The sequence below is a fragment of the Phytobacter sp. SCO41 genome (genome assembly GCF_003073275.1).
Lineage (GTDB): Bacteria > Pseudomonadota > Gammaproteobacteria > Enterobacterales > Enterobacteriaceae > Phytobacter > Phytobacter diazotrophicus.
On the sequence record NZ_CP027225.1, the window covers coordinates 3,074,852 to 3,098,202 of the forward strand.

The 23,351-nt window shown below is 53.7% G+C and carries 21 protein-coding genes; 18 read left to right on the forward strand and 3 right to left on the reverse strand.

All coding sequences use genetic code 11. The features are described 5' to 3' along the window. The first annotated feature begins 80 nt into the window (after window positions 1-80). From C5523_RS14890 to C5523_RS14905, 4 genes are all read left to right on the forward strand, one after another. Entirely contained in the window at window positions 81-800 is a 720-nt protein-coding gene (locus C5523_RS14890; RefSeq protein WP_108701405.1) for a (Fe-S)-binding protein, read from the forward strand. Between the two features lie 9 nt (window positions 801-809). Continuing rightward, window positions 810-2,243, forward strand: a complete 1,434-nt coding sequence (locus C5523_RS14895; protein ID WP_108701406.1) for a LutB/LldF family L-lactate oxidation iron-sulfur protein — start codon at window positions 810-812, stop codon at window positions 2,241-2,243. After that, on the forward strand, window positions 2,243-2,938 hold the full coding sequence (locus C5523_RS14900; protein ID WP_108701407.1) for a lactate utilization protein C: 696 nt from the start codon (window positions 2,243-2,245) through the stop codon (window positions 2,936-2,938). The genes C5523_RS14895 and C5523_RS14900 overlap by 1 nt, the downstream gene beginning before the upstream one ends. A gap of 124 nt (window positions 2,939-3,062) precedes the next feature. Further along, entirely contained in the window at window positions 3,063-3,461 is a 399-nt protein-coding gene (locus tag C5523_RS14905) for a helix-turn-helix transcriptional regulator (protein WP_052249260.1), read from the forward strand. A 75-nt stretch (window positions 3,462-3,536) separates the two neighbouring features. Here C5523_RS14905 and C5523_RS14910 read toward each other — a convergent pair whose 3' ends face one another. Next, a complete protein-coding gene (locus tag C5523_RS14910; protein WP_108701408.1) occupies window positions 3,537-5,039 on the reverse strand; it encodes a sensor domain-containing diguanylate cyclase in 1,503 nt (500 codons plus the stop codon). A gap of 586 nt (window positions 5,040-5,625) precedes the next feature. Here C5523_RS14910 and C5523_RS14915 point away from each other — a divergent pair. The 9 genes from C5523_RS14915 to C5523_RS14955 all read left to right on the forward strand — a co-directional run bounded on the left by C5523_RS14915 (window position 5,626) and on the right by C5523_RS14955 (window position 13,650). Next, window positions 5,626-6,873 (forward strand): MFS transporter, encoded by a 1,248-nt coding sequence (locus tag C5523_RS14915; protein WP_108701409.1) that lies wholly within the window; start codon window positions 5,626-5,628, stop codon window positions 6,871-6,873. Between the two features lie 147 nt (window positions 6,874-7,020). Then, window positions 7,021-7,455, forward strand: a complete 435-nt coding sequence (locus C5523_RS14920) for a RidA family protein (protein ID WP_039079255.1) — start codon at window positions 7,021-7,023, stop codon at window positions 7,453-7,455. A gap of 4 nt (window positions 7,456-7,459) precedes the next feature. Further along, on the forward strand, window positions 7,460-8,134 hold the full coding sequence (locus C5523_RS14925) for a DUF1028 domain-containing protein (RefSeq protein ID WP_039079256.1): 675 nt from the start codon (window positions 7,460-7,462) through the stop codon (window positions 8,132-8,134). A 15-nt stretch (window positions 8,135-8,149) separates the two neighbouring features. Next, the gene (gene argE / locus C5523_RS14930; protein WP_108701410.1) at window positions 8,150-9,307 is read left to right on the forward strand and encodes an acetylornithine deacetylase; all 1,158 of its coding nucleotides are present in this window, start codon (window positions 8,150-8,152) and stop codon (window positions 9,305-9,307) included. A gap of 194 nt (window positions 9,308-9,501) precedes the next feature. Further along, window positions 9,502-10,659, forward strand: a complete 1,158-nt coding sequence (locus tag C5523_RS14935; RefSeq protein WP_108701411.1) for an ABC transporter ATP-binding protein — start codon at window positions 9,502-9,504, stop codon at window positions 10,657-10,659. 8 nt (window positions 10,660-10,667) lie between these two features. Continuing rightward, the gene (locus C5523_RS14940; protein WP_223878698.1) at window positions 10,668-11,651 is read left to right on the forward strand and encodes an NAD(P)H-quinone oxidoreductase; all 984 of its coding nucleotides are present in this window, start codon (window positions 10,668-10,670) and stop codon (window positions 11,649-11,651) included. Next, window positions 11,648-12,262, forward strand: coding sequence for a glutathione S-transferase N-terminal domain-containing protein (locus C5523_RS14945; protein ID WP_108701413.1), 615 nt, complete (start codon window positions 11,648-11,650; stop codon window positions 12,260-12,262). Before C5523_RS14940 ends, C5523_RS14945 begins: the two co-directional genes overlap by 4 nt. Window positions 12,263-12,274: 12 nt before the next feature. After that, complete coding sequence (locus C5523_RS14950) at window positions 12,275-12,724, forward strand: type II 3-dehydroquinate dehydratase (RefSeq protein WP_039079261.1); 450 nt, start codon at window positions 12,275-12,277, stop codon at window positions 12,722-12,724. Further along, window positions 12,721-13,650: a glyoxylate/hydroxypyruvate reductase A gene (locus tag C5523_RS14955; RefSeq protein ID WP_071194907.1), complete on the forward strand. Its 930-nt coding sequence runs from the start codon at window positions 12,721-12,723 to the stop codon at window positions 13,648-13,650. Before C5523_RS14950 ends, C5523_RS14955 begins: the two co-directional genes overlap by 4 nt. Window positions 13,651-13,669: 19 nt before the next feature. Here C5523_RS14955 and C5523_RS14960 read toward each other — a convergent pair whose 3' ends face one another. Then, entirely contained in the window at window positions 13,670-14,632 is a 963-nt protein-coding gene (locus tag C5523_RS14960; protein WP_039079263.1) for a LysR family transcriptional regulator, read from the reverse strand. Window positions 14,633-14,974: 342 nt separating this feature from the next. On the opposite strand from C5523_RS14960, the gene C5523_RS14970 reads away from it, so the two are divergent. The 4 genes from C5523_RS14970 (at window position 14,975) to C5523_RS14985 (ending at window position 19,125) form a co-directional block, all read left to right on the forward strand. Beyond that, window positions 14,975-16,006 (forward strand): ABC transporter substrate-binding protein, encoded by a 1,032-nt coding sequence (locus C5523_RS14970; protein ID WP_079496581.1) that lies wholly within the window; start codon window positions 14,975-14,977, stop codon window positions 16,004-16,006. A 63-nt stretch (window positions 16,007-16,069) separates the two neighbouring features. Beyond that, complete coding sequence (locus C5523_RS14975) at window positions 16,070-16,924, forward strand: ABC transporter permease (RefSeq protein ID WP_039079265.1); 855 nt, start codon at window positions 16,070-16,072, stop codon at window positions 16,922-16,924. Window position 16,925: 1 nt separating this feature from the next. Then, entirely contained in the window at window positions 16,926-17,744 is an 819-nt protein-coding gene (locus tag C5523_RS14980; RefSeq protein WP_108701414.1) for an ABC transporter permease, read from the forward strand. A 130-nt stretch (window positions 17,745-17,874) separates the two neighbouring features. Next, complete coding sequence (locus C5523_RS14985) at window positions 17,875-19,125, forward strand: NAD(P)/FAD-dependent oxidoreductase (protein ID WP_108701415.1); 1,251 nt, start codon at window positions 17,875-17,877, stop codon at window positions 19,123-19,125. Window positions 19,126-19,346: 221 nt separating this feature from the next. Here C5523_RS14985 and C5523_RS14990 read toward each other — a convergent pair whose 3' ends face one another. Then, complete coding sequence (locus C5523_RS14990) at window positions 19,347-21,398, reverse strand: bifunctional diguanylate cyclase/phosphodiesterase (protein WP_108701416.1); 2,052 nt, start codon at window positions 21,396-21,398, stop codon at window positions 19,347-19,349. A 759-nt stretch (window positions 21,399-22,157) separates the two neighbouring features. Between C5523_RS14990 and C5523_RS14995 the strand changes: the two genes are divergently transcribed. Next, window positions 22,158-23,324 (forward strand): iron-containing alcohol dehydrogenase, encoded by a 1,167-nt coding sequence (locus C5523_RS14995; RefSeq protein WP_039079269.1) that lies wholly within the window; start codon window positions 22,158-22,160, stop codon window positions 23,322-23,324. Window positions 23,325-23,351: the final 27 nt, after the last annotated feature.

Below are 23,351 nucleotides of genomic sequence, written 5' to 3' on the forward strand. Positions count from 1 at the left end.
TAAGGTGACTAACAACACCATCACTGACTGTCTTATTGAAAAAAGACGCGAGTCATTACATTTTCCGGAAGCAAAATAATATGAACGTTAATTTCTTTGTCACCTGCATTGGCGACGCGCTTAAATCACGGATGGCCCGAAACAGTGTTCTGTTGCTTGAGCAACTGGGCTGTCGTATCCAGTTTCCTGAACATCAGGGATGTTGCGGTCAACCGGCTATCAATAGCGGCTACATTACCGATGCGTTGCCAGGTATGAAAGCGCAGATTACCGCCCTTGAGAACAACGACGATCCCATTATTTCACCCGCCGGGTCGTGTATGAACGCGATTCGCCACTATCAGGACTGGCTGAGGGATGAACCAGACTGGGCAATGCGCGCGGCGAAAGTTGCCAGTCGAATGGTTGATCTGACCTCGTTTATCGTAAACCAGCTTGGCGTCACGGACGTTGGTGCGCGCCTGCCGGGGCGGGCTGTCTATCATCCTTCGTGCAGTCTGTTTCGCAAGCTTGGCGTACGCGATGAACCTCTGGCCCTGTTACGTAGCGTTCGCGAACTGGAAATCATCCCTTTTGCCGCTCAGGAGACCTGTTGCGGTTTCGGCGGAACTTTCTCGGTCAAGATGGCCGAAATCTCCGGGGAGATGGTGAAGGAAAAAGTGGCGCATCTTATGGAAGCCAGGCCGGATTATGTGATCGGCGCAGATGCCAGTTGCCTGATTAATATTGGCGGGCGCTTGCAGCGCGAAGGCCACAACGTTCGTGTACTGCACATCGCCGATGTGCTGATGAGCCGCTAAGGAATCCCTATGTTTCTTAAAACCAGTAACCTGCCCTTTTATGATCGGGTACAGCAGCAAATCGACGATCCTGTGATGCGTCATGCGGTCGCGAACGCGCAGGATCGCATTGGCATTAATCGCCAGAAAATGATCGACGAACTTGAGAACTGGCCCGACTGGCGTTCCCGCGCTGCGGATATTCGCGCCCATGTTCTCGAAAATCTGGATGCGTATCTCTATCAGCTCAGTGAAAAAGTAACCGCGAATGGCGGCACCGTTTTTTTTGCCAACACGCGCGAAGATGCCACCCGCTACATTTTGCAGGTTGCGCAGCAGAAGCAGGCCCGCAAAATCGTGAAATCGAAGTCGATGGTGACCGAAGAGATCGGCATGAATGCCGCGCTGGAGGCGGCAGGCATTGAGGTCGTCGAAACCGACCTGGGCGAGTATATCCTGCAACTGGCCAACGACGCCCCCTCCCATGTGGTTGTTCCTGCCATACATAAAGACCGCCATCAAATTCAGCGCGTCTTGCGGGAGAAACTGGGTTACGAGGGCGCCGAAACCCCGGAAGCGATGACACGCTTTATTCGCCAGAAGATCCGCGAAGATTTCCTCACCGCCGATATCGGCATTACCGGATGCAATTTTGCGGTCGCGGAAACCGGGACGCTGAGCCTGGTGAGCAACGAAGGTAATGCCCGGCTCTGCACCACCGTACCGCGAACGCATATTGCCGTGATGGGGATGGAGCGCGTGGTGCCCTCATTTGCAGAACTGGACATTATGCTGACCATGCTGGCTCGCAGCGCCGTGGGCGCCCGCCTGACCGGCTACAACACCTGGCTTACGGGCCCCGGTGGTCACGCAGAAAGCGACGGGCCTGAGGCGTTCCATCTGGTGATTGTCGACAATGGTCGTTCGCAGGTACTGGGCTCGCCTTTTCAGGATATCTTGCGCTGTATACGCTGCGGCGCCTGCATGAACACCTGCCCTGCCTACCGCCATATTGGCGGACATGGCTACGGTTCCATTTATCCTGGCCCTGTTGGCGCGGTACTCTCGCCGCTGCTCGGTGGCTATAAGGATTTCAAAAACCTGCCCTATGCCTGCTCGTTATGTACGGCCTGCGATGACGTCTGTCCGGTTCGTATCCCCTTGTCTTCTTTAATTCTTGAGCACCGCCGGACGCTGGTTGAAAACGGAATGACCCCCGCGATGGAACGCCAGACCGTCCATCTGTTCAATTACGCTAACCGTCATCACGCTCTGTGGAAGGTCGGTATGGTGGCGGGCGCACGCGCCGCGCAACTGATGATTCGCAACGGGAAGATGCCTTTTAGCATCGCCGCTATCCGCAAATGGACGGAAGCTCGGGATCTGCCACAGGCTGATGGAGAAAGTTTCCGAAGCTGGTTCAAAACGCATCAAAAGCAACGTAAAAATGGGGAGGACGCATAATGGAAAACCGTGATGCCTTCATGCTAAACATTGCCCGACAGCTTGGCCGTGAACCGCGCCGCATCCCTCAGCCATTGCCCACGACGCATGCAGCGCCGCTAAGAAGCCGCTATGCGGAAAAGATAGCACAGCAACCTTGCGACAGTTTTATGGCCTTTGCCGCACAGGTCATGCAGGCTCACTGCGAACGGGCCTCCCTTGCCACCCTGCCACAGGTTGCCGAACGTCTCTGTAAACATTATGGCGGCGGTCCGGTACTGATAAGCGGCGATGCCCGGCTGGTAAACGCGGGCATTACGGCGCACTTACAGAAGACGTTCCCGACACACTGCTGGGCCTCGCCGGGAAGAGAAGACAACTTACGTAACGCCGCTGCGGCAAATATCGGTGTGGTCTTTGCCGAATACGGTCTTTGTGAAACAGGCGGCGTCGTGCTCTTTTCCTCTCCTTTGCAGGGGCGTGCCATCAGCCTGCTTCCTCCGACGACATTGTTTGTTATCTACAAGAGCCGGTTACTGGCTGGCGTCACGCAACTGGCGGAGATCCTTCGCCAGCGGGTGCAGTCAGGCGAAACACTGCCCTCTTGCATCAATCTCATCGCCGGGCCAAGTTCAACGGCGGATATTGAACTGATTAAAGTCGTTGGCGTTCACGGGCCGCTGAACGCAGTCTATTTGATTATCGAAGACTGCTGATGCAATAAACGGGCACGCGAAGATTTACCCTAAGCCGGCCCATAGAAAGCGATTATTATTTCTGTCGGGGGACGCTGCTATATGACGGTGGCTCCCCTGATGCTGCCAATAAAAGGGTATTGAAATGACAAAGGAAAGCGCATTATGCCTGATGAGATTAACGATAAAGGACATTATCGACTGGATAGAGTGCAATATTGCAACGCCTTTGCCACTCAAGGTGCTGGCGCAAAAATCGGGTTATTCTGCCTGGCATTTCCAGCGGGGATTTAAAAAAATAACGGGTATGACTCCTGGCGTATATATACGTTATCGAAAAATGGTTATTGCCCGCGATTTACTCCACGATACCCGTCACTCAATCACCGATATTGCCATGCATCTGGGTTACCGACAGCAGTCAACATTCTGTCGCGCGTTTCGCGAACATTATCATCGCACGCCCGGGCAGTATCGTCTTTGGGTGAAGGAAAAGCATTACAGCGGAAGTCAGGTTAACCCTGCGATGACCACGAACCGTTAATCTCTTTGCTCGATAGCATTTATTCAACGGTTTTAAAAACAAGCCAGGAAAGCGAGCTGGTTCAGTAAGAAGCTGTCAGACCATGCTAATCTGGTTGCGGCCAGAAAACTTCGCACGATAAAGTGCCGTATCGGCACTTTCAATGAGTGACGTTCCGTCATCGTCCAGATCGGTCGCGCGTGCATGTGAAACACCTATGCTGACACTCACCACCCCAAAGGGGCTGGCTTCATGGGTTATTCTTTCGCTGATGATATTACGCGTAATCGACCCGGCAATTCTCTTTGCTAATTCTGGCTCTGCTTCGGGTAAGATAACTACAAACTCTTCGCCGCCATAGCGGGCTGTCACAGCATTAAACTCTGTTAAACTCGCTTTTATTATTGCCGCCACACTGCGTAAACAGTCGTCTCCGGCCACATGGCCATACTTATCATTGTAATTTTTAAAAAAATCAACATCGATCAGCAAAAGCGATATCGATTTTTTATTTTTCGCACATTCCGAAATTGTTTGAGGAAAAATATCATCAAACTCCCGGCGATTAGCCAGTCCTGTTAAACTGTCAACCGAAGCCATCTCTTTTAATTGTGCATTAGCAGACATCAATGACTCTTTTGCATTTGTAAGTTCTTTATTAAGCTGCACACGTCTGCTCATTTCTTTAAAAACATAACCGCCTGAAAAACAAGCACATCCAACAAGGAATATAATGGTCGCACTCAGAATCTCAGCGTGATGCCGCCATGAATTTAAGGCTTCATCTGTACTTACCGCAACCGTTGTGACTAACCCATAGCGCTTATTTTTCTGAAAAGCGAAAATACGTTCAATATGGTCAACACGAGAGATCACGGTTGCCGTTCCTGAGTCACTCTCTTTCAGATAATGGGTGAACAGAAGCGAATCAGAGAACGCCTTTCCAATATATTCCTCACTGAACGGAAAGCGGACCATAAGCGTACCTGAATCGCTAATCAGCGAGATAGAACCATTTTTGCCAATATCTAATTTGCCATATGTTTCCAGAAAATTTTCAACGTTCAGCGTTAAAACGACCACACCTCTGAACAGGGCATTAGCATCCTCCAGCCTTCTACTGATGGTAATAACCCACTTACCCGTTGTTCTGCTGACAACAGGAGGACCAATAAAGATATTTTTAGAGGGATTATTACGATGATAGATAAAGAAGGACCTGTCTGCGCCATTTCTGCTTCCCTTCGGGATATCACGCATGGCAAGGATCTCTCCTCCATTTTCATCGTAAATGACGATATTATTCAGTTGTTCAAGAAATATTGTTTGTTCCGACAAGAGTGTTCGAATGCGTGAGATATTCTGATGATTTAGCCCATAGATTTCTGTCATGCTGGAAATGGTTTTAATAAGCATCTCACCTTGACGAATAATGCCTTCCGAATAAGTATCAAGCGTGCGACTTAAGTTTATGACATTTATATTAAGCTCATTTATAGTCTGAGTACGCGCTGAGAACATCTGGAATGTCAATAAAACTGAAGCGATAAGGAAAGCAACCGTGACCACCAGTGATATTAATAATTTCTTTTTCTTCATGTTGCTTACCCATACCTGCAACTAAAAAACACCAGAGCATGCAGAAATCTGTCCAATCACATTTGCGCATAGTATGTCATCAGAAAAGGCAAAATAAAATAGGAACATGCATCGTAACAATATCAAGAGTGCGCTGTGAAACCGGCGCCTGATGCCCCTGGTTAAGTACCCGCATACTGTATCGATTCTCAATTTCATCAAAAAAGCAGGCAAATCATCTCGCTTGCAAGTTGCGCAACAAACGGTGAATGTGCAATAAGTTTGCGTGAGCAATATTACAAATGCGATAAGTGAATCGCGGCTGTTAACTTATCGCGAGAAAATTCAAGTAACACACTGGTTAATATTTAAATTGATATAGTAACCCTATTTAAAATAGTGAATAAGCCAGAATACAAACCTGTTAAGCCGTTCTGAATCTTAACCCTTGTGATATCAGCAAAAAAGTCGGAACACGCGGCGAAAAAATAAAAAATCGCCCTAACAGAGCAGAACCCTGAATGCTTATGCAAATAAACTTTCAAACGATATTCTCGCCAAGGGAAATTTAATGTAAAGATACTCTTTTGTACCGTGGAGCAATTGCATGAGCCTGACGTCCGGTTCCCCCGATAACACGCATCCGGTTAGCGTCGAAAAGTCACACAGCCGCAAAGTCCTGGGGGCAACCAGTCTTGCTCACCTTTTCCATGACGGCGCCACCGACCTGCACTATGTCCTTTTTGCTATCTGGCAGCAGCAATTCGGGCTTTCCATGGCTCAGATAGGCCTGCTTAAAATGCTGTTCTCCGGCGCGATGTCAGCCTTTCAGATCCCCGCAGGGGAATTAGGTCGAAAGTACGGCGAACGCAAAGTCTTAATGGCTGGCACCCTGCTTTTGACCGTCGCGCTGCTCCTCTACGGCACCTCATCAACGCTGATACAGCTCATGGTACTGATTGTCATCGGTGGGCTGGGCGCCAGCGTTCAGCATCCCTTATCATCCAGTTTTATTACGCAATATTATTCCGCGAAGCAGGCCCGTATTGCGCTTAGCACATATAACTTCTTTGGCGATGTCGGCAAAGGGGTGATTCCCAGCACGCTGTCGGCCTGCCTGCTCGTCATCTCCTGGGGAAGCGCCCTGCAGTGGATTGCCCTCTTTGGCTTCCTCGTCACCCTGGGCCTGTACCTGTTATTGCCGGTTGGCAGCAAGGCCGCGCAGGCAAAGCCGCTCACCGCCAAAGAGACACACAGCCAGCCTCATCAACAGGCGCTAAATCTTCCCGACCCCTTGCGTCGAAGGGCTTTCGCCGCGTTATGCGTGATCGGCAGTATTGATAACGCAACGCGCACGGGCACGTTGACGTTTCTGCCTTTTTTGATGGCCGCACGCGGGGCATCGGCGACGCAAATTGGCTTTGCACTGACCTTAATCTTTATTGGCGGAGCATTTGGTAAGCTGGTTTGCGGAATATTGTCGACCCGGCTTGGTATCATCAAAAGCGTCGCGGCCAGTGAGATAATCACCTCCGCTATCGTGCTGGGGATGGCATATGCCCCGCTGCACGTCATCTGGTTACTGTTGATTCCTCTGGGTGTGGCGCTGAACGGCACCTCCTCGATCCTCTATGGCAGTGTTGCCGAGCTATCCCGCCCGCAACAGCAAACCCGCGCGTTTGCCATTTTCTATACCGCGTCACTGGGGTGTGGCGCCCTGATGCCCGTCATCTACGGTATGGCAGGCGATGTGATGGGGGTACAACAAACCTTAATTCTTGTCGCGCTACTGGTGCTTTGCATCCTGCCTTTGCTCATTCCCATCAGAAGCGCAACCAGGTATAGCGGGCAGTAAGTGACGAAAACAGTCTCTCTGACACCCGTCGCTCAAGGCCTGGACGGGTGTTCGCATTTTCTAAACTAAAGCCTCGGATTATGCTGTTTTGTTTGTTTTGCCTGAGCGGGTATACCTTGCGGGGAACCCACTTACTGGCAGGCAACGATGAGCACACATACCCGCATTCGCAAATTTAATACCAAAGACACCTACCCCAATCAGTCACTGGATAACGATCTTTGCCAGGCCGTTCGTGCAGGCAATACCGTGTACGTACGCGGCCAGATTGGCACCGATTTCGACGGCAATCTGGTGGGGCTTGGCGACCCGGCAGCCCAGGCTGAGCAAGCGATGAAGAACGTAAAACAGCTACTGGAAGAGGCGGGCAGCGATCTGTCGCACATCGTCAAAACAACCACCTATATCATCGACCCCCGCTATCGCGAGCCGGTTTACCAGGTTGTCGGCAAATGGCTAAAGGGGGTGTATCCCATCTCAACCGGGCTGGTTATTTCCGCGCTGGGTCAGCCGCAGTGGCTGATGGAAATCGATGTTATCGCGGTGATTCCGGACGAATGGCAAACCCCTGGGGGAGAATAAGATCATGACGATATCGATTATTGGTCGCTGCGCGCAAACCGGCCAGTTGGGCATTGCCATCAGCTCATCCAGTATCGCGGTGGGCGCACGCTGCCCCTGGCTGCGCAGCAAGGTTGGCGCGGTCTCAACCCAAAACATCACCTTACCGGCGCTGGGGCCGCGTATTCTTGACAGATTACAACAGGGCGAGAGTGCCGAAACCGCGCTGAAAAGCGGCCTGGACACGGATGATTATTCTCTGTACCGGCAGGTGACCGTGCTGACCGCCGGGGGTGAAAGCGCCTTCTACAGCGGTGAAAAAACTCTGGGGGTTAACAACGCCCTGAGCGGCGAGAACTGCGTGGCGGCGGGCAACATGCTCGCGGATCCCAATGTCATTGTCGCGATGATAAACGCGTTCGAACAGCAATCCGGCCATCTTGCTGACAGGCTCATTGCCGCCATGCACGCGGGCCTGCGCGCAGGCGGGGAAGCCGGTCCGCTGCATTCGGCGGCGCTGTCGATCGTGGATTCTCACGTCTGGCCGATAGTGGATTTGCGCGTCGACTGGGCTGACGCCGCCCCCATCGATGAACTCGGCAAACTCTGGCAGGCTTATCAACCCCAGATGCAGGACTATTTAACGCGGGCGCTCGATCCCCGTAGCGCGCCGGGTTACGGCGTACCCGGCGATGAGTAACGGCAAGGAGAGCTGATGATGACCAGCCGTGAAATGCTGGAACAACTGGTGGCGTTTAACACCACCAGCCGCGAATCTAATCTGGCGCTGATCGAATTTGTCGGGCGCTATTTAACCGGGCTCGGCGTTGATTACGAATTGATTCACAACGCCGAAGGCAGCAAAGCCAATCTGTATGCGCGGCTTGGCCCACCGGGTCACGGTGGCGTTATGCTATCGGGCCACAGCGATGTGGTGCCCGTTGACGGGCAGAACTGGAGCGTCCCCCCCTTCGCCCTGACGGAGCGCGATGGCAAACTGTATGGCCGTGGCACCGCGGACATGAAAGGCTTTATTGCCTGCATTCTCGCCGCCATACCCCACTTTCTTGCGCAGCCGCTGGCGCAACCGCTGCATCTGGCGATTTCGTATGATGAGGAAGTCGGGTGCCTCGGGGTACGAACATTGCTGGATGCGCTCTCCGCTCGTGCGGACAAGCCCGCTATCTGCCTGATTGGCGAACCCACTGAACTGCAACCGGTTCTTGGTCACAAAGGCAAACTCGGCGTGCGCTGTGAAGTCCAGGGCGCCGCCTGCCACTCGGCTTATGCGCCGCAGGGTGTTAATGCCATCGAATATGCCGCAAAACTTATCCATCATCTGACGCTAATCGGCCAGCGGCTGGCCGCGCCGGAGCATCATGATGCGCGTTTTGATCCTCCTTTTACCACGGTGCAAACGGGTCTTATCCAGGGTGGCCGGGCGCTGAATATCGTGCCCGCCGACTGTGCCTTTGACTTTGAGGTGCGAACATTGCCGCAGGATGATGCGCAGGAGGTGGCCCGTGAGCTGGAAAGTTACGCACAGCGCGAACTCCTGCCCACAATGCGCGCGGTAAATCGTGACGCCGCGATCCGCTTTTATCCCATCAGTAGTTACCCCGGTTTGTACACCGCCGCGCAAAGCGCCGCCGCACGGCTGGTCGCCCATCTCACCGGATCGGAAAAATTCAGCACCGTCGCCTTCGGGACCGAAGGCGGGTTGTTCCATCAGTCCGGTATTCCCAGCGTGATATGCGGGCCAGGCAGTATGGCGCAGGGCCATAAGCCGGATGAGTTCATTACCATCGAACAGCTAAACGCCTGTGACGCCCTGCTACGCCGTCTTGCGACCTGGATGTGTCAAAAAAGCTGATACTGTCGCGGCATCATCCCCTCTGAGGTTCCCTTGATTGCAGGGCGTGCGCCGACTCGCCCTGCATCCCTCTGCTTCGCGTTATCTCTGCTTTACCTTTTCCAAACACCAGCTTCGGGAACCACTAACCGCGTCTTCAGCGTTTAAGCCGTATGCTGGTTTCAGGCATTTGATAGCCCCTTTCTGGAGATTACATGGTCAGTGCAGAAGTCACCCCGTTCCCGCAGCCCGCAACGCTGCAACCCGACATGAGCAACAGGCACGTTGCCGTACGGCTCGATGGCGTACTCAAACGCTTTGGCGACGCCATCGCCTTACACAAAATTTCCCTGATGATTGAAGAAGGTGAATTTATCACGCTGCTTGGCCCGTCCGGCTGCGGCAAAACCACGCTGCTGAATCTGATGGCGGGTTTCGCCGGCGCGGATGGCGGCGAAATTTTCATTGATGGTGATCTGGTGACAGATACCCCGCCCTGGCAGCGTGAAATCGGCATTGTGTTTCAGAACTACGCCCTGTTCCCGCATATGACGGTCGAAAAAAACGTGGGCTACGGTCTGCGCATGCGCGGCGTACCCAAAGCCGAAATCGCTGAACGTGTTGAACAGGCACTGGCGCTGGTAAAACTTGCCGGTTACGGCCATCGCAAACCACGCGAGCTTTCGGGTGGACAGCAGCAGCGTGTGGCGCTGGCGCGTGCGCTGGTGATCCGCCCCAAAGTCCTGTTGCTTGATGAACCTTTCTCCGCGCTGGATAAAAATCTGCGCCTGTCGATGCAGGTTGAGTTGAAAGCCATTCAGCGCAAGCTTGGCGTCACCACGGTCTTCGTGACGCACGATCAGGGCGAAGCGCTGAGCATGAGCGATCGCGTGGTGGTGATGTCTGCGGGGCATGTTCGCCAGATAGGCACGCCAGATGAGATTTATCGTCGTCCACAGGATCCCTTTGTTGCAGGGTTTGTGGGTGATGTGAACATTCTGCCGGGCCGCTACACCGGTCGCGATGGCGTGGCGATGCTGGAACTGGGCGGCAGTGTGCTTCGCCTGCCAGCGGATCGCGTACATGCCACGATTGGCGAACGCCTGGATGTCTTTGTTCGCCCGGAAAATATTCAACTGGCCGCCCTGGGCCCGCAGTCACTGCTCAGCGCCACGGTGATTGCCCATGTCTTTCAGGGCGATCATGTCGATGTGCATCTCGATGTGCCTGCGCTGGGTAGCGCCACGCTCTTTGCACGCCAGTCCGGTCTTCATGCGCTGACACGCTGGCCCGTCGGTAGCCTGGTGGGTATTAACGTTGATGATGAAGGTGTCTGCGCATTTAGCGCGGCAGACCGGGATACACGCGCATGATACCTGAAATGATGAACGCCATAATTGCGGGCCGACCAGGTGGTCCGGAGGTCTTAGAACAGGTGCAGCGCCCGGTGCCGCAACCGGGCGCAGGTGAAGTGCTGATTCGCGTTGCCAGTGCCGGGGTCAATCGCCCCGATATTCTGCAACGCAACGGCATGCCGCTGCCGCCGGGAGTCACCGATGTGCTGGGGCTGGAGGTTTCAGGCACCGTCGTCGCGCTGGGTGCAGGCGTTGACGCCCCCGCGCCAGGCACCCCGGTCATGGCCTTGCTCAACGGCGGAGGGTATGCAGATTATTGTGTGGCACGTGCCGAACTCTGTTTATCCGTTCCCGAAAACCTGCCTCTCCCGCAGGCGGCAGGCGTGCCGGAAGCGGCCTTTACCGTGTGGCATAACCTGTTTGAACTGGGCCGCTTGCAGCCTGGGGAAACCGTGCTGATTCACGGGGCAGCCAGCGGCGTAGGAACATTTGCTATTCAATGCGCACAGGCGTGCGGCGCGCGCGTGATAGCAACCGCGGGCGGCGCGGAAAAAATTGCCGCACTGCAACAACTCGGAGTATGGCGCGCCATTGACCGCCACGGCGAGGATTTCGTCGACGTCATTCTGGCGGCAACCGGGGAGCGTGGTGTTGATGTGGTGCTGGATAATGTGGGGGGTGAGTACGTGGCACGCAATCTCAGCGTGCTGACACCGGGCGGGCGCCACGTCAGTCTCTCATTTATGCAGGGGGCAAAGATTGAACTGGACCTGCAACAGGTGATGCGCAAAGGGCTGAGTCTGACCTCTTCCACCCTGCGCCCCAAAAGCCTGGCCGAGAAAACACGCCTGGCGCAGGGCATCAGTAAACATCTGCTGCCACTGATCGCCGCCGGAAAAATCGCGCCGCGCATTTATCAAACCCTGCCTTTAGACCAGGCCGCAGAGGCCCATCGCATTCTGGAAGCCAACGCCAACATTGGTAAAGTGCTGCTGCAGGTGGCGTCATGATGCAACTCTTTTTTGCCGCCACCTCCGCCTATGTTCGCAAAGTGATGGTGTGCGCAACCGTACTGGGGCTTGCAGAAGAGATAGAACGGCTGGATTCCGCCGCGCACCCGGTGGTGCGCGACGAACGTATCGCCCTCTTTAACCCCCTGGCAAAAGTCCCGGCGCTGCGTACCGAAGACGGGCTCTGTCTCTATGACAGCCGGGTTATTTGTGAATACCTCAACGCGCGTGCGCAGGGCCATTTATACCCGGAAAACGCCGAGGCACGCTGGAAAAGTCTGGCACGCCAGGCGCTGGGCGACGGCATTATCGATGCAGCATTACTGGCGCGCTACGAGTTCACCGCGCGCCCGCCTGAAAAGCAGTGGCAGGGCTGGGCCGACGCCCAATTGAAAAAAGTCACCGCCGCACTGGCAGAGATTGAACACCAGGTCAGCAGTTTTCGCGCTCAACCCGACGATATCGGCCTTATTGCCATCGGCTGTGCGCTCGGTTATCTCGACTTTCGCTTTGCCGAACTCAACTGGCGTGCCAGCCACCCGCTTACCGCCGCATGGTTCGCCCTCTTTGATGCGCATCCGGCGATGACCGCTACCCATCCGCACGTTTAATCAGGAGTGTGCATGTCACAGCAGATCTATTTTCTTAATGGGCCGAACGCCAACTTATATGGCCTGGATAAAAACGGCACGTATGGCAGCGAAAGCTTTGCCAGTCTTGGCGAACGCTGCCAGCGCCGTGCCGGGACACACGGCGTGGTTTTGCATTTTCGCCAGAGCAACCACGAAGGCGTGCTGGTTGACTGGATCCAGGAGGCGCGTCAGCACGCCGCAGGGTTAATTATCAACGCCGCGGGGTTGACCTACAGTTCCGTCCCCATACTGGATGCATTGCTGATGTTTGATGGCCCGATCATTGAAACGCACATGAGCAACATCTGGAAGCGTGAGCCATTTCGCCATCACTCCCTTGTCTCCAAAGCGGCAACCGGTGTGATTGCCGGACTGGGCGCGGTGGGCTACGAGCTGGCCATTGATGCGGTGGTCAATCTGATGGGGACACACAGCGCATGAGCACCTTAGTATTTTACAGCGAATTCGATAGTTTCGAAGAATGGTCGGCCCTTCTTGCGCCACGTTTGCCCGGCGTGACGATTTGCCGCGCCGAAACAGTGCAAAACCCCGATGAGGTGCACTATGCGCTGGCATGGAAGCCGCCACACGGGTTCTTTGCGCCCTACCGCCATCTTAAGTTACTGGTCAATCTCGGCGCGGGGGTCGATTCACTGGTGGGGCGCGACGATCTGCCGCCGGTTCCGATTGTTCGTCTCTCCGATCCTGATATGGCGCGCATGATGGCAGGCTACGTGCTTTTTGCGGTATTGCGTTACGCGCGTGATATCCCGGCATTCGAGCGCGCGCAGCGTGAACAGCGCTGGCATTACCTCCACCCGCGCAGCCCTTCTGGTATTCGCGTTGGGGTGTTGGGATTGGGGGAACTGGGCGCGTATACGGCACGGGAACTGGCACGCCAGGGGTTCGACGTGCGCGGCTGGTCGCGGACACCTAAAGCCATCGACGGTATTCACTGTCGCAGCGGACTGGCCTCGCTGAATGATTTTCTCAGCCAGAGCGACATTCTGGTGGTGATGCTGCCTCTCACCCCACAGACGGCGGGCCTGCTCAGCGCAGACCGGCTCTCTCGCCTCCCCTGTGGCGCCGCCTTTATCAATGTGTCGCGCGGTGCGATTGTCGATCAGGCGGCACTGACAGCGGCGTTGCGCTCAGGACAGATCGCGCAGGCCACGCTGGATGTGTTTGAGCGTGAGCCGCTGCCGCCGGGCGATCCGTTATGGCGCATGGACAACGTGCTCATCACGCCCCATCTGGCCTCCGTTGCCATTCCGGCCAGCGCCGCACAACAGGTGGCGGACAACATCCAGCGCGCCGCACGCGGCGAGCCGGTGACCGGCCAGGTCTTCCCGGCGCGTGGCTACTAAGTTGTCGCCACGCCCGGTGTCACGCCACCCGTACCACCTGCGGATCGAAATAGCTCGGCGCCGCCATGCCGGGAATATACTGATCGGAGATAAAAATGCGGCAGCGCTCAGCAAAAGCGTTAACCACCATCGAGTGCTGGGTGTGGGCTGCGGTCGCGTAACCCAGTTGCATCGGCCTGTTCGCCCCTGCCAGTCGCACACGAATCAGACGTTTGCCATCCTGGGATAAATGCGCTTTTGGCCGCACGTTGGCGATACCAAATCCCACGCCATTTGCCACCATCGAGCGCACCACTTCCATATTGCTGGAGCGCATCACCACGTTGGGCGTAACGCCCGCTTCGCTGAACAGCCCCAGGAAATATTCGCGGCTCCACGGCATATCCAGCAAGACCATCGGCATGGTCGCCAGATCCTCAATGGTCACCGCTGAGTGGGTCGCGAACGGATGATGTTCCCCCACCATCACATAGGGCGGCAATTGGGCCAGTGCGGTGAAGTCAATATCGCTGGCGGGGACTAAATCGTAAGTCAGCGCGATGTCGATATCGGCGGTGCGCAACTGTTTGAGTAACTGTTCATGGTTGCCTTCGACAAGCGTAATGCGCACGCCGGGAAAGGCGCGTCCAAAGCCGAATACCAGTTCAGGCGTCAGCATCGGCGCCAGCGTATCCAGGCAGCCTACCCGCAGCGGGCCGCGCACATTGTTCATGGACTCCGAGGCAATAGTATAAAGATTCATCATCTGCTCCAGAATGAGCTTTGCCTCTTTCAGAACCTGATGACCGATGGCAGTCAGCGAAACGCCCTGCGCATGATGGCGCACAAAGAGCTGTACGCCCAGTTCAGATTCGATATGGGTGATGGCAGCAGAGATCGACGGTGATGAAACGTGGATACGTTCTGAGGCGCCAATGATGCTGCCCGCCTCCCCGGAGGCGACAAAATATTCCAGCTGACGCTGGGTAATGCGACTGAGCATGCAGGTTCTCCTGAGATCGCCGACGCGATCATGTCGCGCCAGTCATTCTAATAGTGCTAATTTTTATGCAGTTATCATGCCAAATGAAAAATAACAGCATAATCCCCTGGTTTTGTTGTGCCCTTCTTCTCTTCATCCTTATCACTGGTTAAGAAAATCCGTTGCAAAGCAGCGCCTTTTTTAGCCTCAGAAATTCCGATGCAACGGCGAGGAAAAGGCTGTTTTACGCCATCCGTTCACCACGTCATTATCGCTTTCACACCGGGGAACACCGCTTGCACCGTTCTGGCGCGCCGGGTTTCAGACTGCCACAACAGCCATTTCATAGATGGGGATAAGAATATGTTGCGTAAAATTCGTGCCTTAACGTTGTTGACCACATGTGTGCTAAGCGCAGGAAATGCGATGGCCGCAGACAAACTGATTGTCAGCACCTGGGGCGGCGGCTTCAAAGATTTGATCGATGAAACCATCGCGAAAGCCTTTACCAAAGAGACCGGCGTGGAAGTGCAGTTTGTTACCGGCGGCACCATCGATCGCCTTAATAAAGCCAAACTGGCCGGCGGGTCACCGGAAACTGACGTGACCTTTACGACTGCGCACGTGGGCTATCTGTATGCCAATTCCGGCCTGTTTGAAAAACTCGATATGAGCAAAATCCCCAACGCCGCGAACCTTGTCCAGCAGGCCAAAGTCAGCCCCTATCACCTCGGCGTCTGGGGTTACGTTTACACCATCGGCTACCGTCCGGATTTAGTCCCCAAAGGCGAAACCTTCGAGAGCTGGAACGATCTGTGGAAACCTGAACTCAAGGGCACGCTGGCGCTGCCTGACTGGGATCCGAGCCACATCATTGCAGTGGCCGCCAAACTCTCCGGCAGCGACGCAGCGCACTGGGAGCAAGGCCAGGCGAAGCTCAAGGCGCTGATCCCGAATATCAAATCCTTCTATACCGATGATGCCAACAGTCAGCAGTTGATCTCCACTGGCGAAACACCGGTACAGGTGATGCTCTCGATGAACGCCTACAACATGATGGCCGAAGGGGTGGACGTCAAACTGGCAATGCCAAAAGAAGGTGCGATTTTGGGCGTTGATACCATCGGGATCAACAAAGGCACCCGACACAGCGAACTGGCTTATAAGTTTATCAATATTGCCTTACAGCCCGAAATACAGGAGCAGGTGGCGAAGATTTATCACGGTAGCCCAACGGTAACCAACGCCCATATCGATCCTGAACTGGCAAAACTGCCGGGTATGCTGACCACCCCCGCCCAGTGGAATGCCACCATCAATACCGATCCACAACTGCGTGCGGAGAAAACCGCGCAGTGGCGTCAGTGGTTCTCTGAAAACATCATGTCTCATTGATTTGCCGGGCGACGAACACGTCGCCCAGGTTCTGGCGCCAGCACATTACTCAGGCAGCACGTTATGACGAGAAAACCGACATTTTTACCCTGGTTCATTATTCCCGCGACGCTAACCGCCGTCGGGCTGGTTATCGCGATGTTGGCGGTGATGCAGTTCAGCGTGCGCGCTTATATCCCCGGTTCGCTAGACGTGGGCGGATTTACGCTGGCAAACTTTAGCGGTCTGTTCAAAAGCGTCTATGCCGATGCGTTTATCAACACGGTTATGCTGAGCGCCAAAACCGCTTTTTTTGGCCTGTTGATGAGTTATCCGCTGGCATTTGCCCTGGTGCGCACCCGCACAATCTGGGTCAAATCCACGATTCTGATTATTGCGATCACGCCGTTGTTTCTTGGCGAAGTGGTGCGCACCTACTCATGGATTATCGTCCTGGGTAACAGCGGCTTCCTCAATAGCCTGCTGCTGGCGCTGGGTGTTATCTCCACACCCATTCAGTTTATGTTTACGCAAACGGGCGTGGTGCTGGCGTTGGTGCATGTCACCATGCCGATCATGGTGCTGATGCTGGCAACCGCGCTATCGCACATCAATCCCGATTATGAGAAAGCCGCCACCAGTCTTGGCGCGGGGCCAATCCGCGCCCTGCTGACCGTGACGATCCCCCTGTCCATCCCCGGCATCGTCGCCAGCCTCACTACCGCGTTTGCCTGGACGTTTAGCGCCTTTGCCACACCGCAACTGATTGGCGGGGGACGCGTCAGCACCGTCGCCACAATGGTCTATCAACTGGGGTTCTCCTCAATGAATTTTCCGTTTGCTGCCGCGCTGAGCATTGCCGGTTTAATCCTGACCATCCTGTTGCTGATGGCGCTAAAACGCATGACCCGGTTCCTGCACGCGATGGGAGAACATTGATATGACCCGTTCACTTAACAACAAACTGACAATACTGGCAGGCCGCCTGCTGGTCGCCGCTATTCTGGTTTTTGTCATGCTGCCGACCATCGTGGTGTTTATCTCCTCGTTCAGCAGCACCGCCGTGTTGTTTTTCCCGCCAAAAGGCTGGTCGCTGCGCTGGTTCGAGCGGGCGGTGAGTTATGACGATTTCCGCCACGGTTTTTACTCCGGGCTGATAGTCACCGCGTGGGCGTCGTCGCTGGCGGTGGTCATCGGCGCCACGCTGGCGATTGCCATTGAACGCTATTCCTTTGCGTGCAAGCAGGTGCTGGAAGGCATTCTGCTGTCACCGCTCTTTATCCCCCACTTCACCATTGGCCTGGGGCTGTTGATGCTGGTGTCGCAACTCAACCTCGGGCGCGGTTACCCACTGGTGATTTTCTGCCACATCGTACTGGTACTGCCGTTTGTGTTGCGCAGTGTTTATGTGTCGTTAAAAAACCTGGAGCAGCGCATTGAACTGGCGGCGGCAAGTTTGGGGGCGTCGCCGCTGCGCGTGGTATGGACCATCACCGTGCCGCTGATTTTACCGGGCCTGTTTGGCGGCTGGCTGTTTGCCGCGATCCTCTCCTTTAACGAATTTACCGCATCGTTGTTTATTACGACCCAGGCAACGCAGACCCTTCCGGTGGCGATGTACAACTATGTGCGTGAATTTGCCGATCCAACACTCGCTGCCCTGTCGGTTATCTATATTGCCGTCACCGCCACGATGTTAATTATCGCCAATAGGTTTTTAGGTCTGGGGAAAATATTAAATGTTGAAGCCAGACATTAATAAACCGTGAAGAAATGCACGCGGGCTATTGCGCCGCGCTGAATTTAAAAATGCCTGATTATCATTCATACCGCCCCGATGCCGCGTAGCGATAAAAATATCGAGGGTCGCTTATATTTAGGGATTCACTATGCCAACAGAAAAAATCAATACTGTGATTGTCGGTGCAGGTCAGGCCGGTATTGCCATGAGCGAGCATCTGACATTAATGGGCGTGCCCCATGTCGTGCTGGAGCGCAGCCGTATTGCTGAGCGCTGGCGCTCTGAACGCTGGGATTCGCTGGTGGCGAACGGGCCTGCGTGGCACGACCGCTTTCCGTCGCTGCAATTCGACAATATCTCCCAGGAAGCTTTCCCACCCAAAGAGCGCATGGCACAGTATTTTGAAGACTATGCGAGTATGATTAATGCCCCGGTGCGCACGGGCGTTGAGGTGCATCAGGTGACTCGCCTGGCAGGACGTAGCGGATTCAACGTAGTGACCTCTGCCGGAGAATTTGAAGCCGCCAATGTGGTCGCCGCCACCGGCCCGTTTCAAAAACCGTCGTTTCCGCAGATCGTCCCGCAAAGCGCCGGGGTGCATCAGATCCACTCCTCGGTTTACAAAAATCCGCAGCAACTGCCCGCAGGCGGCGTACTGGTTGTTGGAGCAGGCGCGTCCGGTACGCAAATTGCCGAAGAGCTGCGCCAGTCAGGGCGTGACGTTTATCTGTCAGTCGGTGAACATTATCGTCCACCGCGCAGTTATCGCGACCGTGATTACTGCTGGTGGCTGGGCGCGCTGGGTCTGTGGGATGAAGTGAAAATAAAGCCGAAGAAAGAGCACGTTGCCTTTGCCGTGAGCGGTTATGAAGGGGGCAAAACCGTCGATTTCCGACGCCTGGCGCATACCGGTATTACGCTGGTGGGCATCACCCAAAGCTGGGATAACGGTGTGCTGCGCTTTGCCGAGGGGCTGGCGGAGAATATCGCTGCGGGCGATAACGCCTATTTTGATGTACTGCGCGATGCGGACGCGTATATCGAACGCAACGGGCTGGATCTGCCACCGGAGCCGCAAGCGTGGACGTTACTGCCGGACCCGGAATGCCTGCTCAACCCGCTGGCGCAATTAGATATTGCCGCTGCCGGTATTACCACCATTATCTGGGCGACGGGATTTAAATTTGATTTCGGCTGGCTACAGGTGGATGCCTTCGATGAAAAAGGCCTGCCGTTCCATAAACGCGGTATTTCAGCGGAGCGTGGCATTTATTTCCTTGGCCTGCCGAATCTGGTCAACCGTGCCTCTTCGTTTATTTACGGCGTCTGGCATGACGCGAAATATATTGCCGATCATATTGTTTTGCAAAACGCCTACAGCGACTACGTTAAATCATAATGATCAGGGTATCGCGGCTGTTTATCAGCCGTGGCACCTACACTTTTGCGACAGAAAAGCAAGGAACATAAGGTGAACGGAATGACCATCAGAGCCGCATTTCCCCCCTCACCCGGGCCCTCTTCCTCAAGGAAGAGGGGACCGTTCGTGCTCGCATTTTTGTGGGGATTCCTCACATTGCGGGTGGTGAGCGTAATGCGGCCCCTTATGAAACAGAAGCGTTATCGGACATAAGACGGTGCCAGTAGCTTTTCGATCTCATCGGCGGGCAAGGGTTTCGAACACAGATACCCCTGCATAGCGTCGCACCCCAGTTCCATCAGCAATTTTTTCTGCTCCTCTGTTTCAACGCCTTCCGCAATCACGCCGAGCCCCAGACTGTGCGCCATCGCAATAATGGCCGTACAAAGTTCAAACCCCACCCCTTTTAAATCTTCCACGAAGGAGCGATCAATTTTGAGAAAATCAATATTAAATTTTCTCAGATAGGCCAGTGATGAATAGCCGGTGCCGAAATCGTCGATGGCAATCTGAATACCAATCTGATGCATCATTTTTAAATTGTGGTTGACGCGTGTTTCCGAATTAAGCAGCAACCCTTCGGTGATTTCAATGGTGACCGCATCACCCATAAGGTTATGATTCTGTAGATCCCGAATCCAGGGGATATCTTCAAACTCCTGGCTGCGTAACTGTATTGGTGACAGATTAATAGCCATTTTGAGTTGAGGGTCATATTTTTGCCGCCAGTAAGCCAGTTGTGTAATAGCCTGTTTTGCGATCCAGTTGCCCATGGGGACGATAAGACCGGTATCTTCGGCCAGCGGAATAAAGGTATCCGGGCTAATAATCCCCTGTACCGGGTGGAGCCAACGAACCAGTGCTTCCATTCGGGTAATCTGCCCCGTGGTGAGCGAGACAATCGGCTGGTAATAGACCACAAACTGGCTCTCTTCGAGCGCCTTTCTTAAATTTCTCATCATCCGCAGACGCGCATGAATCGCATCATGCAGGGCGCGGGAGTAGTAGCGGAAATTCTTTCGCCCCGCGTTTTTAACCGCATACATCGCCTGGTCGGCGTTCTTGAATAAATCTTCGAGGTTTTCTGTATCAGTGGGATAAAGAGAAATGCCAATACTGGCCGAGACAAACATGGTCTCGCCGTTAATCGTAAATGGAATTTCCAGTTTACGGAGAATCTTGCGGGCAATATCCGTACATTCCGCCGGATCGTTAATGTCCGGAATAATGATGGCAAATTCATCGCCACCCAGGCGCGCGATACATTCGGCGTTACTGGCACATTCAAGTAAGCGCATAGCCACGCGGCCTAATAATTCATCACCCGCCCGGTGCCCCATACTGTCATTAACCGATTTAAATTGATCGAGGTCGATGAGCATCAGCGCCATGATACGGTGGGTGCGCGAGGCGTGGCGGGCCGCCTGTTCAAGCTTGCTTTGAAACAAATGACGGTTGGGCAAACCGGTGACCGCATCATAATTTGCTTGTTGCCAGATGAGTTCTTCCTGTTTTTTACGTAGGGTAATGTCGGAAAACATGCCAACGTAATTAATCACATTGCCCGCAGGATCTTTTATCACCGAAATGCTCAGCTCTTTGAGAAATTCAGTGCCGTCTTTATGCCGGTCCCAGACCTCCCCCATCCACTGTCCGCTGTCGTTTAATGCCTGCCACATCTCGGTATAAAAAGAACGTGGATGGCGGCCCGACTTAAATTCCCGAGGATTGTGCCCCTTCACCTCCTCCAAAGACCATCCCGTCAGGATGGTGAAAGCCGGGTTAATACTAATAATATTATTGTCGCAGTCGGTCACGACAATGGCTTCCTGGCTCGCATCAAACACGGCTGCCGCAATTTTCATTTGCTCCTGCGCCTTTTTGCGTTCGGTGATGTTCTGAACGTAGACCAGCCTGGCGGGCAGTCCCTTGGCTGGATAAAAGGTCACGGACTCCGAAAAGACCGTCATTTGCGAACCATTATGATGCAGGACAGGCCACTCTCCACCAAGGCGGGTGCCTTCTTTGATAAATTGATAATGACGTTGCAGAACAGCCTGTTTATCTGCGGCTGGAAAAATCATGGTGAAGGAGTGATGCAACATCTCTTGCTGCGTATAGCCATAGATATCGCAATAAGCGGGATTAACAGTCAGATAATGTCCGTCATAATCAATTACCGCTATTCCGACGGGACATTTGTCGAGGATTGCCTGAAATAAGCCACTTTCATCCCAGTGAGTTTTATTCATATTGCCCCCGCCACGATCAATAAAAACGGTGATTTTCCCTCAGCGCGTAATCACTGTTTCAACCCCACGCCATAATAAGCAAGCTCAATATGGAAATCGGTAGCGAACAGGTTTATAACGCAGAAAAATAACAGAATAGATTTATCTCGTTCAATGTATACATCATGTATTCTTTGGCGTTTTTTGGAAATGCCTTTCCTCTTTCAGAGCGGACATTTGCTTTAATTAGCGCCTTTCACTGCTTTGCGATTAAAACAAACGTCTTCACGCTGGCTTAAACGCAACCATGCGCACTTTATTCAGCACCCGAAAGATCCGCTCAGCAGACTAAAGCAGCAAGCGAAGCGTGTGTAATGCTCACCTTCGCATCACTACACCGACACACCGACCGCCTTGTCGCCCCGTTTAACTTTTCTCTGCAATGTTAAACAAAACCTGCAAGCTTTCTGATCACAAAGAGAAAATGCCCCACTACCCGCCATTTTCACCCGTTCTTTTACAACAAGTTAATAACATAAAGTGATAATTAGAAACCCTCCCTGTAAATAAATTTGATGTTTATTGTTAAAAACCCCTGTGTTTTGTGAGGTTGTTCACTGTTCCCTGTCAGCTTTTCCTTAACATTGCCTGCGCATGTTCAGTCAGCGCTTTTATTCGCATCAGCAGAGTATCGTTATTCTGCGGCAGGAATACGTTGCCAGGAGTTTAAAAGCAGTCATGGACACTCTAACAATCACATTTATGAACAGGGGATGATCAATGTCGACATATTATTTTCTACCAACACGCAATGTATTTGGTGAAGGTAGTGTTCAGGAAGCCGGTACGTTGGCAAAAACGTTAAATGTGAAAAAAATCCTTATCGTCACGGATGCATTTCTGGCAAAAAGCGGCATGGCTGATAATGTTGCGAAGATTTATCAAGAAGCCGGTATCGATGTACATATTTTTGGCGGCGCAGAGCCAAACCCCACGGATAAAAACGTCGCGGCCGGCATCGAATGCTATCGTGAACATGGCTGTAATGGGATTGTCTCACTCGGTGGCGGCTCCTCCCATGACTGCGCCAAAGGTATTGGCCTGGTTGCGGCAAACGGCGGGAATATTCGCGATTACGAAGGGGTGGATAAATCCAGCAACGATATGATCCCGCTGATGGCGATTAATACCACCGCAGGCACCGCCTCTGAAATTACCCGCTTCTGTATTATTACGGATACGGAACGCAAGGTGAAAATGGCGATTGTCGACTGGCGCGTCACCCCGCAAATTTCCATCAACGACCCGGAATTAATGGTCGGCATGCCCCCTTCCCTTACCGCTGCAACCGGTATGGATGCGCTGACGCACGCTATCGAAGCCTACGTGTCGACAATGGCGAATCCGTTAACCGATGCCGCCGCATTGCAAGCCATTAAAATGATCACGCAATACCTGCCCAAAGCGGTAGCCAACGGTGAATATATGAAGGCAAGGGACAATATGGCCTATGCCCAGTACCTCGCCGGGATTGCATTTAACAACGCGTCACTGGGCTATGTTCATGCGATGGCGCACCAGTTAGGCGGCTTCTATAACCTTCCTCACGGCGTGTGTAACGCGATTCTTCTGCCCTATGTTGAATCATTTAACCTTATCGGCAACCTTAATCGCTTCCGTGATATCGCCGAAGCCATGGGTGAGAAAGTCGCCGGTCTGTCGACCGATGAAGCCGCCGTGAGGGCGATTGCCGCCATTCGTCGCCTGAGCAAACAGGTCGGTATTCCTGCCGATCTGAAAAGCCTGGGGGTTAAACCGGAAGACTTCGCCATTATGGCGGAGAACGCCAAAAAAGATGTTTGCCAGTTAACCAACCCACGAAAAGCGACGAAAGAGCAGGTCATCGAGCTTTATCGTCAGGCTTACGAAGGCGAAGGCGCGCTCTGAATTAGCGCCGTTTAGCGTATAACGGCA

What these genes read in the sequence shown, in the direction of transcription:
- C5523_RS14935 (WP_108701411.1), top strand. Translation starts at nt 9,502, where the DNA reads ATGGTCAGTGCAGAAGTCACCCCGTTCCCGCAGCCCGCAACGCTGCAA.
- C5523_RS14895 (WP_108701406.1), top strand. Translation starts at nt 810, where the DNA reads ATGTTTCTTAAAACCAGTAACCTGCCCTTTTATGATCGGGTACAGCAG.
- C5523_RS14940 (WP_223878698.1), top strand. Translation starts at nt 10,668, where the DNA reads ATGATGAACGCCATAATTGCGGGCCGACCAGGTGGTCCGGAGGTCTTA.
- C5523_RS14920 (WP_039079255.1), top strand. Translation starts at nt 7,021, where the DNA reads ATGAGCACACATACCCGCATTCGCAAATTTAATACCAAAGACACCTAC.
- C5523_RS14990 (WP_108701416.1), bottom strand. Translation starts at nt 21,398, where the DNA reads ATGAATAAAACTCACTGGGATGAAAGTGGCTTATTTCAGGCAATCCTC.
- C5523_RS14950 (WP_039079261.1), top strand. Translation starts at nt 12,275, where the DNA reads ATGTCACAGCAGATCTATTTTCTTAATGGGCCGAACGCCAACTTATAT.
- C5523_RS14900 (WP_108701407.1), top strand. Translation starts at nt 2,243, where the DNA reads ATGGAAAACCGTGATGCCTTCATGCTAAACATTGCCCGACAGCTTGGC.
- C5523_RS14995 (WP_039079269.1), top strand. Translation starts at nt 22,158, where the DNA reads ATGTCGACATATTATTTTCTACCAACACGCAATGTATTTGGTGAAGGT.
- argE (WP_108701410.1), top strand. Translation starts at nt 8,150, where the DNA reads ATGATGACCAGCCGTGAAATGCTGGAACAACTGGTGGCGTTTAACACC.
- C5523_RS14970 (WP_079496581.1), top strand. Translation starts at nt 14,975, where the DNA reads ATGTTGCGTAAAATTCGTGCCTTAACGTTGTTGACCACATGTGTGCTA.
- C5523_RS14910 (WP_108701408.1), bottom strand. Translation starts at nt 5,039, where the DNA reads ATGAAGAAAAAGAAATTATTAATATCACTGGTGGTCACGGTTGCTTTC.
- C5523_RS14890 (WP_108701405.1), top strand. Translation starts at nt 81, where the DNA reads ATGAACGTTAATTTCTTTGTCACCTGCATTGGCGACGCGCTTAAATCA.
- C5523_RS14945 (WP_108701413.1), top strand. Translation starts at nt 11,648, where the DNA reads ATGATGCAACTCTTTTTTGCCGCCACCTCCGCCTATGTTCGCAAAGTG.
- C5523_RS14925 (WP_039079256.1), top strand. Translation starts at nt 7,460, where the DNA reads ATGACGATATCGATTATTGGTCGCTGCGCGCAAACCGGCCAGTTGGGC.
- C5523_RS14980 (WP_108701414.1), top strand. Translation starts at nt 16,926, where the DNA reads ATGACCCGTTCACTTAACAACAAACTGACAATACTGGCAGGCCGCCTG.
- C5523_RS14955 (WP_071194907.1), top strand. Translation starts at nt 12,721, where the DNA reads ATGAGCACCTTAGTATTTTACAGCGAATTCGATAGTTTCGAAGAATGG.
- C5523_RS14915 (WP_108701409.1), top strand. Translation starts at nt 5,626, where the DNA reads ATGAGCCTGACGTCCGGTTCCCCCGATAACACGCATCCGGTTAGCGTC.
- C5523_RS14960 (WP_039079263.1), bottom strand. Translation starts at nt 14,632, where the DNA reads ATGCTCAGTCGCATTACCCAGCGTCAGCTGGAATATTTTGTCGCCTCC.
- C5523_RS14905 (WP_052249260.1), top strand. Translation starts at nt 3,063, where the DNA reads ATGACAAAGGAAAGCGCATTATGCCTGATGAGATTAACGATAAAGGAC.
- C5523_RS14975 (WP_039079265.1), top strand. Translation starts at nt 16,070, where the DNA reads ATGACGAGAAAACCGACATTTTTACCCTGGTTCATTATTCCCGCGACG.
- C5523_RS14985 (WP_108701415.1), top strand. Translation starts at nt 17,875, where the DNA reads ATGCCAACAGAAAAAATCAATACTGTGATTGTCGGTGCAGGTCAGGCC.